Below are 12099 nucleotides of genomic sequence, written 5' to 3' on the forward strand. Positions count from 1 at the left end.
GACCTCCATTTAAATCGTATCTATGAAAATTATTCGTCGTGAGCCGAAGCATTCGCTTCAATCCGAGCTCTATCCTGATTTTATTAACACCATCTTACAGCGCCGTCCACTCACCTCAAAAGAGGATTTTGATCTCGGGCTTCGCCATCTTTTACCGTTCCATTCACTCTTAAATATTGAAAAAGCCACCGATCTCGTGGTCACTGCGATTAAAGAGAATCAAGAGATTGTGATGGTGGGCGATTATGATGTCGATGGTGCGACGAGCATTGCGTTATCGATGCGGATTTTCCATGAATTTGGGCACCGAAATATCCGTTATGTAGTGCCGCATCGCGTATTTGATGGGTATGGCTTATCCCGCAGTATCGTCAATAAACTCGCCTATGATAAGGTTCCGGATCTTTTAATTACGGTTGATAACGGGATCTCGAATATTGAAGGGGTGGCGCTTGCGAAATCCCTTGGAATGAAGGTGATTGTTACCGATCACCATTTACCTCCAGAAACGCTTCCCGAGGCAGACGCGATTGTGAATCCCAATTTAGAGGGCGACCCCTTTGAAAGTAAAGCGCTTGCGGGCGTTGGGGTGATCTATTATCTCCTGTTAAGTGTGCGGGCACGGCTTCATGAAGAGGGGTATTTTGGTGAAAATCCGCCCAATTTAGGTAAATATCTCGATATTGTCGCGCTCGGCACCGTTGCGGACCTGGTGCCACTGGATGCCAATAATCGACGCCTTGTCCAGCAGGGACTCGCGCGGATTCGTCATGGTCGCACGATTCATGGGATTAATGCGCTGATTGAAGCCTCCTCGAAAGATCGTGATTCGCTCTCAACGAGTGATATCGGATTTGGGCTTGCGCCACTTTTAAATGCGGCAGGGCGTCTTGATGATATGACGATCGGCATTGAATGTCTGCTCGCCAATGACTATCCCACTGCGCGAAAATATGCCTTTGAGCTCTATGAATTAAACCAAGCGCGCCGGCAGATTGAAGGGGAGACCCGCGAACGGGCCGATGTGATTTTATCGACATTGAAACTCAAAGAAGAGACGCTTCCCAATAGTATCGCACTCTATGATGAGAGCTGGCATCAGGGCGTTACCGGGATTGTTGCCTCGCGCATTAAAGAGCAATATTTCCGTCCGACCTTTATCTTTGCCTATGATGATGAGGGCGTTTTAAAAGGCTCGGGGCGCTCCATTAAAGGTCTCCATATTCGCGATATTTTAAGCAATGTGGCACAAAAACATCAGGGTATGATTTTAAGTTTTGGTGGGCATGCGATGGCGGCGGGATTATCGCTCCTTGAGCGCCATTTTGATGAGTTTCGTGAATCACTTGAGGAGGAGGTGTCGCGCTTTGTGAGCGATGAGACCTTTAACCAGGTGATCTACAGTGATGGCGAGCTTCCGATAGAAGCCTATAGCACGCGGATTGCCGATCAGCTTCGGCTTGCATTTCCGTGGGGACAAGAATTTCCCGAGCCCTGTTTTGATGCGGAATTTGAATTGATGAACTATCGCATTTTAAAAGATCAGCACATTAAAATGACGTTGAAACACCCGCAATTTGGTGAGATTTTCGATGCGATCGCCTTTTTCCAAGCTCATCAAATCGTCGATAATGCAAGGCGTGTTCATTGTGCCTTTAAGCTTGATGTGAACGAATGGATGGGTCGGAGAAACTTTCAAATGATCGTCGATTATTTTGAGGTGACGGCTTAACGAATGACTAATTGATGGCATCAATTGATGCGTCATTTACGATAAATATCGGGGCTGTTGAAAATTTTCACAAATAAATGATGAAACTCTCCTACACTATAGGAGATTATTTTCCTCCCCGATCGTTCAATTTAACGATCGTTATTTGACACCCTCCGGGGTGTCTTTTTTTATGCCCGCAATAATTGAATCACTTATTAATCACAATAAACGGCAAATTGTCCGGTAAAGGTCGCGGCAATCTCGCCATCTACCTCGATGGTGGTAACAAGCTCTAAACGTCCCTTTTGATAGCGTTTAAATACCTTGGTAAACTTCTCAAGTGTTTTACTCTCAGGGGGATTACAGACTGCAAGCGCATTGGCTTTAACGGGGAGATGGTAATCGATATGAGCGTGATGCACGACGATATGTGGCTCGGTAATGTCATGGGATTTTAGATAGAGATGCACCCAGCTCCAGCCGGCAATAACGCCTGCGCAGTAGATGCTTCCACCGAAGGCAGTGCTCATGTGATTCATATTCGGTTTAAGGGGGAGATTCAGGGTAAGACGGCTGTCGCGCCACGATTCCACTTCGATTCCAAGGGCATGGGTTAACGGAATTTCATGATTGAGTAGGGTTTGTAAGTACGTTTTGGTATCAGTCATAATGAAGCTCTCAAGGTGTATTATTATTTGTATGGATTTTTATTGTCATTAACGCTAAACGCTATTCACATTTATTATAAGATTTTCGTTAAAAAATACCGCATGCTTTTTGAGCAAAAAAGCCCTCATGATGAGGGCGTTTAAATAATTTTACGATTTCTAGGCTAAATCTTTTTTCGATTGAGGAGAAGACTATTGGTGACCACGGAGACCGAGCTAAAGGCCATCGCAGCACCGGCGACAATCGGGCTTAAGAACCCGAGCGCCGCAAAGGGAATCCCAATGGAGTTATAGATAAACGCCCAGAAGAGATTTTGCTTAATCTTTTGCATGGTGAGATGGGAGAGATTGAGCATGCGATTGAGATTAATAAGATCGCCATTCATAATGGTGATGTCGGCGCTTTCGATCGCAATATCTGTTCCGGTTCCCATGGCAATGCCGGTATCGGCTTGCGCTAGCGCAGGCGCGTCATTCATCCCATCGCCCACCATGGCCACGTTTTTCCCCGCTGCTTGCAGAGCTTCAACGTGCGCCGCTTTATCTTCCGGCAATACTTCGGCAAAAATATGGCTGGAATCGAGCCCAACATCGGCGCCAATTTTCTCTGCGGTGCGCTTGTTATCGCCGGTCATCATATAGACCTCGATTCCTCGAGCCATAAGAGAAGCAATCGCCTCTTTTGAGCGGGCTTTGACTTGGTCAGCCACAGCAACCATTGCGATTAATTCGGTTTCACTGCTTAACAGCATGACGGTTTTTCCCATCGCTTCAAGCTCATTTTGCGCCATTTCGTGTGCGTTAAGATTGATCGACTGTTCGGCCATAAAGCGAGGCGAGCCGACAAAGTAGCGTTTTCCGTCAATAGTTCCCTCAATGCCCGATCCGACGAGCGCATTAAAATTACTCACCTCCGGAAGGGAGTCACATTGAGCCGATCCGTAGCGATAGATCGCTTTCCCAAGGGGGTGCTCTGAGTTACGCTCAAGCGCGGTTAAAATGGTTAACGCTTCTTGCTCGGAGGTTGTATTAAGTGCGATAAAATCGGTCACTTCAGGCTGGCCTTCGGTAATGGTGCCGGTTTTATCTAAGATGAGCGCATTAGTTTTTGAGACTCGCTCAAGGGCTTCGCCATTTTTAATTAAAATCCCGTTGCGAGCGCCAAGCCCCGTTCCTACCATAATGGCGGTCGGCGTCGCAAGACCGAGCGCGCAAGGGCAAGCAATCACTAATACCGCAACGCTATGCATAATCGCTTTAGCGGAATCGTGCGTGATAAACCATGTTATAACGAGCGTTAAGAGTGCGATAGTGACTACGGTCGGGACAAAGATTGCTGAAACGCGATCGGCGATTTTTTGAATGGGCGCTTGGCTTCCTTGCGCTTCTTCTACCATCTTAATAATGCGCGCGAGCGTACTTTCATGGCCAAGTTTGGTGGCGCGAAGCGTGATAATGCCGCTCTGGTTGATCGTTCCGCTAAACACCTCGCTCTCAACCCCTTTTTCAACCGGGATTGATTCGCCGGTTAGCATGCTTTCATCAATGGTGGAGTGACCTTTGACCACAACGCCATCGACGGGAATATTTTTTCCCGGATGAACTAGCAGAAGATCACCAATTACCACTTCTTCAATGGCGATCTCGCTCTCATTCCCCTCTGCATCAATACGAATCGCCGTTTTTGCTTGGAGCTCCATCAGCTCTTTAATGGCCGCGCCAGTGCGACTTTTGGCTCGCTCTTCAAAGAAATTCCCGAGTAAAATTAGGGTGATAATGACCGCGGAACTTTCAAAGTAGAGATGGTGCGGATTGCCGCCGAGAAACCCATTATAAAAACTGTAGAGAAACGCGGCGGTGGTGCCAAGGGCAACGAGTACATCCATATTGGGCGAGCGATTTTTAAGGGAGGTGTAGGCGCCTTTATAAAAACGCGAACCGATCCAAAATTGAACGGGCGTTGTGAGGAGCAATTGAACCCAAGGCGTGTGGACGAAATTGACCCAGCCCGCGTTACTGCCGAGCATTTGGAAGATCATCCCAAGAAGCATTGGTGCGCTTAAAAGGGCACTGATAATGAGTCTATTTTGCAGTTTTTGGAGGGAGGCTTTTTGCGCCGCTTCCATCTCTTCACGGTGAAACTCATCATCGACAATGGCGTCAAATCCTGCCCGTTGAATGCGTTTAATCAGGGTGTCGATGTCGGTTTTAGTGGAATCAAACGAGACCATGGCGCGTTTATTGGCAAAGCTGACCGAGGCTTTTTCTACGCCTTTATCACGATTGAGGACACGTTCAACGCCGGCAGAGCAGTTGGTGCAGGTCATACCGATCACGTTGAGACGAATACGCTCATCCGCGCTGACGGTTTTTTGGGGAGTCGTTGTTTGGCTCATGGGGTCTCCTTAATTAATGGATTTAGGGGGCTCGATCGTCTGCGTTGCGCTACAGGTTCCGGGCTCGCAGCCGCATTGCCCTGGCGTACAATCGCAATCAATGGCGGCAACGGCGCTTTGGCGTTTCTTTTTAAGCGTCTCTTCAAGCATCTCAATATCGGCAAACGAGAGTTTTGAGGCGCGAATCATCGAGGCAATTTTCCGGCCCATTTTCTGCGCGCAAATATGCTCAAACAGCGAATCCGTTGCCGCTTCCCACGATTCAGATTCTGACACAAGCGGGCGATAACGATAGCGATTTCCCTCTTTTTCAGTGCCGACGAGATCCTTTTTTACCAGGCGGGCGAGCAGGGTTTTAATGGTGGTTGGTTGCCAGTTCATCTTCTCTTTTAAAATGCGGATCACATCGTTGCTGGTGCACTCTTTTTGTGTCCAGAGCACGCGCATAATTTCCCATTCAGAATCGGTAATGTCGATTTTTAGATCGGCGGCCATAAGCACTCCTTTTACAGTATGACTACAGATGTCGTTTTATGGAGTAATTGTAGTTTGGGCAGGGCAAAGAGTCAATGAATAAATGGGAATCGCTTTCATTTAGAAACGATTTTTCCTTTAAAAACGAGGAAGAGCAGGGTACAATAGGGTCTCAATAAATTTAGACATTAAATCAGCAAGCGTGCGCATGGTATAAAGCGGCACCTTGCATTGTAGGGAGTGTAGAATGCAATTTTTAAAGTATACAGCTGTGGTATTAGGCGCTGTGCTTACCGTGATTGTGATCGCGTATCTTCTCTATTATTTTGAGATTTAAGAGTCCCTGTAAATCCTCTTTAGGACAGGTCAATCGAAATAATAACGGCGCGAATGAAAAAAGCTATTCATCTATTAGAGAGAATAGCTTTTTGTTTGTCTGAAATTCTTAAGTTCTTAAATTTATGATTTTATTGCCCGTAGCGTTTCGGAAGTAGGGTAAGCGCCATTCCGCCAAAGATCAGTAATACGCCGATCCACTGGTAGAAAGAGGGCATAAATCCGGTAATAAAGAGATCCATAAAGATCGCCACGAGTGGATCTAAAAAGACGAGAATTGAGATGGTTTGCGTTGATAATTCACGAATGCTCGCAAAGAAGAGGTAAAACACAATGCCGGTATGCAAAAAGCCGGTGACGGTAATGTAGGCCCAATTGCTTGCAGTGAGATCATGAAAAGCGGAAAAATCCACAAAAGGGCTAAGAATTGCAACGCCAAGCATCACTTGCAGAAGCGTTGTGGCATAGGCGCTCATCTTATGAATGCCTTTTCCCGTCAAGGTTAAAAGCGCATAAAAAACAGCTGAGAGAATACCCCAGATAATCCCTTTTGACAAAAATTCTGTCTGAACGCCGCCACTTGGTTTATCAAGAGCGATCGCAATAATGCCGATAAAACAGAAGAGCATCGCGAGCACAACGGGCAGAGTGAGCGATTCTTTATAGATAAATGCCCCCAAAAAGAGCACGATGACCGGCGCAAGATGGTAGAGCGAAATGGCGATGGTGACGCCTGAATATTCGATCGTTTTAAAGAGATAGACCCAGTTTAAAATTAAAAACAGACCGCAGATCATAATTTGAATCACTTCGCGCTTATGCCAAACTTCCCGTTTTGCACCTCCGGTCACCACCCATAAAAAGCCCAAAAAGAGTGATGCGGCAACGCAGCGAATGAAGACGAGCTCAAGCGCGGGAAGCCCTGTATGCTGGGAGAAAAATCCCACAGAGCCGAAGATAATCATTGAAAGCGCCATCTTAAAGGTGGCGGGGGAGAATTGATTTAATTTGGCGTTAGTACTGAGTCGATCGGTCGTCATAGATATAAAATGAATGCGCGTAGCATTCCCGTTAGCGTTAAATGATGGATTTAATTGGTGAAGGTCGTTCAGATTGGTCGGCTTTTTGAGCGCACGCTATCACGCATCCGGGGGTGTGGCGCGGGATAAAATGGAATGATCCTTTTGAAATTATGGACTATGCTATCTGCTTTAGGTGGTGCATTTAGCTAGGTTTATATGGTTAATTGTGATAACCATGAGTTATAATAGTGAAAATAGTCATTAAAAGGAACCGATATTCATGAAAAAATTATTGTTACTCCCTTTATCGCTCTTTGTGTTGGCCGCATGCAGCGATGGATCGCTCTACTCGGGAGATGTCTATACCGTAGGCGATGCGAAACAGGTGAAAAATGTGAGTTATGGTCGCCTAATTGCGGTGCGTCCTGTGACGGTGAAAGATAAATCGGATGCGGAAGTCGGTTCTGCAGCGGGTGCGGTCTTAGGGGGTGTGCTCGGAAGTGCGGTGGGAAGTGGTTCAGGTAAACGAATTTCCGTTGCTGGCGGTGCGATTTTAGGCGGTCTTGCAGGGAATAAAGCCGGCGCTGCCATTGGAGCCTCAAGTGCCGTTGAATTAGAGATCGAACGGGATAGCGGTGGCGTTATCGCGGTAGTGCAAACGCAAGGACCAACCCCTTTCCAAGTTGGGCAACGTGTGCGCATGGTGGGAAGTGGCAATCGCATCAACGTCTCACCTCTATAAGCTAAAAGGTTCTTGAAGATAGAATCGTATTGCATTTATCATTTACATCATAAAACAAAGCGCCGCAGAGAGATGATCTGGGGCGTTTTTTATATCAAGGGAGGATTTCCATGCCTGTTAAATTGTTATCACCTTTCGCTAAAATCGGCGTTTTAGGTAGCGCGCTACTTTTGATGAGTTGTGGCGCGGATGCGTCGCTTTCGGTGCAATGGGGCGATACGGATAAGCCGGTGATTGATGTACCCAAGCCTCCGGTTGAAGGGGAAACACAATCCTTTCCGCTGGTTGAAATCCCGCAAAAACTCCTTGATGAAAGCATGCAAAGTGGTAAACCGCTAAAAGTCACTTTGATTGATGAATCGGGCAGAGAAACGGTGATTGAGCGGCATAATAGAGTGGCAACTTTTGGTGATGACCAAGGTCGTCTCTGGCGCGTGGATAATTCGCTTAATCGAAATGGTAAGGCGAATTCCAGCTCGTTTTTTGGGCTTGTTAATATTGATGAAGGGCGCGGAAAAAATCGTTGGGCGGCTTATGGCGGCGGGGTAAGCACGCCAAAATCGGAGATGCCAAAACAGGGGGCGGCAACTTATTCAGGTTTCGCGAGCGTTGTCATGGATAAAAGTCAGCATTATGGCTCGATCGGGCAATATCCCAATCAAATTCATGAGGGCAAGACGATGCTAACGGTTGATTTTGGAGATCGTTCGCTCAAAGGGGATATTACGCTCCCGGGAAATCAGGGTAAAATCGATTTAAATGGCGCGATTACGGGGAATAAATTTGATGGAACGGCCTCTACCGCGAGTGATACCGCAACGCTGAATGGGCAATTTAACGGTAACAATGCAAAAGAGCTCTCGGGCGCGTTTAATAGTTCTAAAGAAAATGGTATGGTGGGATCGTTTGCTGCCGAAAAACGTTAATCAATTGGGCATATTATTAAGAAACCAATAGGCAATAAAAAACCAGTCATAGATTGATTGAAATAGATCAGTGACTGGTTTTTAAGTTTTAAGATTTAAATTCTTATATAAATCGGCGATTAACCGGCAAAGAAGTTGAGTGCCTCAAGCTCATAAACTTCCGCTAAGATGTGTGAAATAGCTGCAATCGCACCATAGGCGATAATAGTATAAGGCATCATTTTGCCGCCAACGGCTCTAAAGATCGGGATTTTACCGGATGCCGCTTGGTTTTTGCGGAAGGTGATCACCATCATTCCCGGAATAATGACTGACCAGATCGCCGCAAATAATCCGGCATAACCGATCGCCATGACAAATCCATTTGGGAAGATCATGCCTAAAATCGTCGGTGGTACAAAGGTAACCGCTGCCGTTTTTAAGCGCCCACCGCGCGAATCATCAAATTTTAATAGGTCGGCCATATAATCAAAAAGGCCAAGACCTGCACCCAAAAATGAGGTAACAACAGCAAAGAATGCGAAGAAGCGAAGGGCATAACGCGCGGCTTCAGGAGCACTCACTTGGTTTAATAACCACGCCACTTCATCTTTTCCTTTCGATAAGAAGGCTAAACGATCGATGTTCCCCATGATTGCAATCATCCAAAAGAGATAGAATACGAAGGTGATCGCCATGCCGATAAGGATTGCTTTACGAATTTTCGAACCTTCAATGCCGTAATATTTTACAAAGCTTGGGACACTGGCGTGGAAGCAAAATGAGGTTAAAAAGAAGGGCAGACTTGCAAAGGCATAGATCGCAAATTTGCTCTCACCGCTTGGATTAAAGAGTCGCGGTACATCAAGCGAGCCTAAAACTCCGGTGAGCGCTGCGATAAAGGTGATAAACATCCCGACGAGTAAAATTGTTGAAAGACGGTCTACCGCGCGGGTACTCCACCAGACAATCGCGGTAAAAATCACAGAAAAGACAAGCGATGAGATGGGGTTAGCGACCTTAATGCCGGTACTTGCGTGAATTGTATCACTGATCACCGAGCCCGAGCCGACCACATAGGCATATAAAAGGATGTAGAGCACAAATGAGACGGCGAATCCATTAATGTAGCTCCAGACATTCCCGAGATTGTCTTTAACAAGCGTGTCAAAACTCGCGCCAGGGCGATAATTTAGGTTGACCTCGAGAATCTGTTCTGCGGTGATATACATAAAAAAGACCGTTAATAACATAATTACTAAGGTCCAGCTAAACCACATTCCCGCGGACGCGATCGGAAGGCTGAGCATGCCCGCTCCAATCATCGTTCCCGCCGCAATCATGGCTCCCCCAATCACGCTTGGGCTTTTCTTGCTACTCATCGGTGTTATCCTTTTGCAAACGTTTCGATTTTAAGTGTAAAAATAGCTGTGTTTATTAAACAAACACAAGCTTTATATACTATCACGCTCATACAGTTGCGGGAAGATTCAATTTATGTAAGCGATTGTTAATCCTTAATGAAATGACATGCAATAAATGGGCATTAAAAAGACGGTGGATAAGTAATTGTTAAATATAGGGTTTGCGGGTATCGTGAAGAAAACTATTTTATTTCTATAGTTCATAGATATAACGAATGCTATGAATGCGATAAAAAGATGGCATGATCGGATCCTTTGCTGGAACGCGTCCGACAAAATAGCTTTATCGCGCGGGAATTCATTGAGTAATTTCTGCGCGTTCTTAATGCTAAGTATCTTTACTTAAAGATAAAAACAGGGTGGATTGCGACAAGTTTATGCATTTTCCACCCTAATTTACGCCTTTTTAATTAGCAAATGAGTGTGACGGGGCCGTGACTTTTTAGGCGATATTTTGGCGTTGTAGTTCTGTTGTAATAAATATTTTAAATAGATTGAAGCGCTTAATCGGCCTTTTAAGCGAAAATCAGGTCTCTTTTCGGTGAGATAAAGGGCTTAAAATATCAGATTTATTGATGGAAAGATTCAAAATAATTTATCTTAATGTGAAGAGATTTATCCTTGAAAAAGCAGGTAAAACCCTTAATTTTGGGAGAAAATAGAGTTGACAAAAAAGGGGGCGTGCTATAAAGTTTTCACTTCATAGACAAGCAATCTTTGCTTATCTGATTATAAAAACTTCAAATAGATAGAATTTCTCAATGAAAAAACAGAAAGTCGCTATTATCATGGGTAGCACGAGTGACATGCCTACAATGCAACAGGCGGTCGACATGCTCACTCAGTTTGAAATTCCTCACGATGTAAAGATCGTTTCAGCTCATCGAACCCCCGAATTTATGTTCTCATTTGCCACTACAGCGGAAGATAACGGTTATGACGTTATTATTGCTGGGGCAGGCGGTGCTGCGCATTTACCGGGCATGGTTGCTTCGCTGACGACACTTCCCGTGATTGGTGTGCCGATTCAGTCCCGAGCGTTAAGCGGAAAGGATTCTTTACTTTCAATTGTACAGATGCCAGGCGGCGTACCCGTTGCTACTATGGCCATCGGGGATGCAGGTGCGAAAAATGCCGGGATTTTAGCCGCGCAAATTTTAGCCTTATCCAACCGCGATCTGTCTTTAAAACTTAAAACCTTTCGCGATACGCAAAAAGAAAGTGTTTTAGCTAACAACAAGCAATAAAAGTAAAGGTTAGTAAACTATATGAACATTTTACCAGGCGCAACTATCGGCATTATCGGAGGCGGGCAACTTGGTAAAATGCTAGCCGAAGCTGGGAATAAAATGGGGTATCGCATCTGCGTATTAGACCCCTCTCCCGAGGCACCAGCATTTTCAGCCGCTCATGATCATATCGTTGCACCCTTTGATGACCCATCTGGATTTGAAACACTCGTTTCCCGATGCGATGTTGTCACCTACGAATTCGAGAATATCGATTCCAATCTTGTTAAGCAATTTAACGAGAAAACTCATAAAATCCCCCAAGGCCATCTGCCACTCTATATTGCTCAAAATCGCAGACGCGAGAAAGAAGCACTCACCCACGCCAATCTACCGGTTGCCCCTTACGTCATCTTGACCGATATCGAAGCTGAGATTCAAACAGCAGTCGATACGCTCGGATACCCCTTTGTGGTGAAAACGCAAGAAGGTGGGTATGATGGTAAAGGTCAAGTGGTGGTAAAAAGCGAAGCGGATTTACCGAACTTAACGATTCTTTACGGAATTCCTTCGGTAGCAGAACAATTTATTCGCTATGATTTTGAAGCGTCGATTATTGGGACGCGCAGCACTTCAGGTGAATTTAAAACATTCCCTGTCGCGAAAAACTTGCATATCAATAATATTTTGCATCAATCGATCGCCGATTATGATCTGATCGATAAAGCGCAGCAAGCAACGATGCACACCATGCTGAAAACGTTCATGGAAGCGCACGATATGAAAGGGACGCTGGCGATGGAGGTCTTTATTGCGGGCGATAAAATTTATGTCAATGAATTGGCACCGCGCCCCCATAACTCAGGCCATTACACCATTGAAGGCTGTTATACCTCTCAATTTGAGCAGCATATGCGCGCGATTTGCGGATTACCGCTTGGGGATACATCCCTTGAAACAACGACGGTGATGTATAACATTTTAGGGCAGCATCGCGATGCACTCTTTAAGTATCTGCCGAATTTACACCCGAATGCACACCTTCATCTCTATGGTAAAAAAGAGTATAAGGAAAATCGCAAAATGGGGCACATTACCTTTACGCTCGATGCTTTTGATCCCGAAATATTAGCAGAATTTGAGCAGCAGTTTTTTAATCTTTAACTATTTTTAAACGACACAACAACGC

The 12099-nt window shown here is 45.5% G+C and carries 9 protein-coding genes and 1 pseudogene; 5 read left to right on the plus strand and 5 right to left on the minus strand.

Translation table 11 applies throughout. From position 1 onward, the window contains the following. Positions 1-22 precede the first annotated feature (22 nt). Positions 23-1732, plus strand: a complete 1710-nt coding sequence (recJ, locus tag OXI21_RS07565) for a single-stranded-DNA-specific exonuclease RecJ (RefSeq protein WP_279618955.1) — start codon at positions 23-25, stop codon at positions 1730-1732. Positions 1733-1929: 197 nt separating this feature from the next. On the opposite strand, the gene OXI21_RS07570 is transcribed toward recJ, so the two are convergent. The 4 genes and pseudogenes from OXI21_RS07570 to OXI21_RS07585 form a co-directional block, all read right to left on the minus strand. Then, positions 1930-2382, minus strand: a complete 453-nt coding sequence (locus OXI21_RS07570; protein ID WP_279618956.1) for a YiiD C-terminal domain-containing protein — start codon at positions 2380-2382, stop codon at positions 1930-1932. 164 nt (positions 2383-2546) lie between these two features. Then, complete coding sequence (locus OXI21_RS07575; protein ID WP_279618957.1) at positions 2547-4778, minus strand: heavy metal translocating P-type ATPase; 2232 nt, start codon at positions 4776-4778, stop codon at positions 2547-2549. Positions 4779-4787: 9 nt separating this feature from the next. Then, positions 4788-5273 (minus strand): CopY/TcrY family copper transport repressor, encoded by a 486-nt coding sequence (locus tag OXI21_RS07580; RefSeq protein ID WP_279618958.1) that lies wholly within the window; start codon positions 5271-5273, stop codon positions 4788-4790. Positions 5274-5656: 383 nt separating this feature from the next. Next, positions 5657-6628 (minus strand): annotated as a pseudogene (locus OXI21_RS07585) (EamA family transporter). Positions 6629-6890: 262 nt separating this feature from the next. On the opposite strand from OXI21_RS07585, the gene OXI21_RS07590 reads away from it, so the two are divergent. Next, positions 6891-7352, plus strand: coding sequence for a glycine zipper 2TM domain-containing protein (locus tag OXI21_RS07590; RefSeq protein WP_279618960.1), 462 nt, complete (start codon positions 6891-6893; stop codon positions 7350-7352). Between the two features lie 110 nt (positions 7353-7462). Next, the gene (locus OXI21_RS07595; protein ID WP_279618961.1) at positions 7463-8278 is read left to right on the plus strand and encodes a transferrin-binding protein-like solute binding protein; all 816 of its coding nucleotides are present in this window, start codon (positions 7463-7465) and stop codon (positions 8276-8278) included. A 119-nt stretch (positions 8279-8397) separates the two neighbouring features. Here OXI21_RS07595 and OXI21_RS07600 read toward each other — a convergent pair whose 3' ends face one another. Next, positions 8398-9639: an aromatic amino acid transporter gene (locus OXI21_RS07600; protein ID WP_279618962.1), complete on the minus strand. Its 1242-nt coding sequence runs from the start codon at positions 9637-9639 to the stop codon at positions 8398-8400. Between the two features lie 803 nt (positions 9640-10442). On the opposite strand from OXI21_RS07600, the gene purE reads away from it, so the two are divergent. Together purE and purK are read left to right on the plus strand one after the other, a co-directional pair. Beyond that, positions 10443-10928 (plus strand): 5-(carboxyamino)imidazole ribonucleotide mutase, encoded by a 486-nt coding sequence (gene purE / locus OXI21_RS07605; protein WP_279618964.1) that lies wholly within the window; start codon positions 10443-10445, stop codon positions 10926-10928. Positions 10929-10949: 21 nt separating this feature from the next. Next, positions 10950-12074 (plus strand): 5-(carboxyamino)imidazole ribonucleotide synthase, encoded by a 1125-nt coding sequence (gene purK, locus OXI21_RS07610; RefSeq protein WP_279618965.1) that lies wholly within the window; start codon positions 10950-10952, stop codon positions 12072-12074. The last annotated feature ends 25 nt before the right edge of the window (positions 12075-12099 follow it).

It is taken from the genome of Ignatzschineria sp. RMDPL8A (assembly GCF_029815055.1).
Taxonomy (GTDB): domain Bacteria; phylum Pseudomonadota; class Gammaproteobacteria; order Cardiobacteriales; family Wohlfahrtiimonadaceae; genus CALZBJ01.

What these genes read in the sequence shown, in the direction of transcription:
- OXI21_RS07595 (WP_279618961.1), top strand. Translation starts at nt 7,463, where the DNA reads ATGCCTGTTAAATTGTTATCACCTTTCGCTAAAATCGGCGTTTTAGGT.
- purE (WP_279618964.1), top strand. Translation starts at nt 10,443, where the DNA reads ATGAAAAAACAGAAAGTCGCTATTATCATGGGTAGCACGAGTGACATG.
- OXI21_RS07600 (WP_279618962.1), bottom strand. Translation starts at nt 9,639, where the DNA reads ATGAGTAGCAAGAAAAGCCCAAGCGTGATTGGGGGAGCCATGATTGCG.
- OXI21_RS07575 (WP_279618957.1), bottom strand. Translation starts at nt 4,778, where the DNA reads ATGAGCCAAACAACGACTCCCCAAAAAACCGTCAGCGCGGATGAGCGT.
- OXI21_RS07570 (WP_279618956.1), bottom strand. Translation starts at nt 2,382, where the DNA reads ATGACTGATACCAAAACGTACTTACAAACCCTACTCAATCATGAAATT.
- OXI21_RS07580 (WP_279618958.1), bottom strand. Translation starts at nt 5,273, where the DNA reads ATGGCCGCCGATCTAAAAATCGACATTACCGATTCTGAATGGGAAATT.
- OXI21_RS07590 (WP_279618960.1), top strand. Translation starts at nt 6,891, where the DNA reads ATGAAAAAATTATTGTTACTCCCTTTATCGCTCTTTGTGTTGGCCGCA.
- recJ (WP_279618955.1), top strand. Translation starts at nt 23, where the DNA reads ATGAAAATTATTCGTCGTGAGCCGAAGCATTCGCTTCAATCCGAGCTC.
- purK (WP_279618965.1), top strand. Translation starts at nt 10,950, where the DNA reads ATGAACATTTTACCAGGCGCAACTATCGGCATTATCGGAGGCGGGCAA.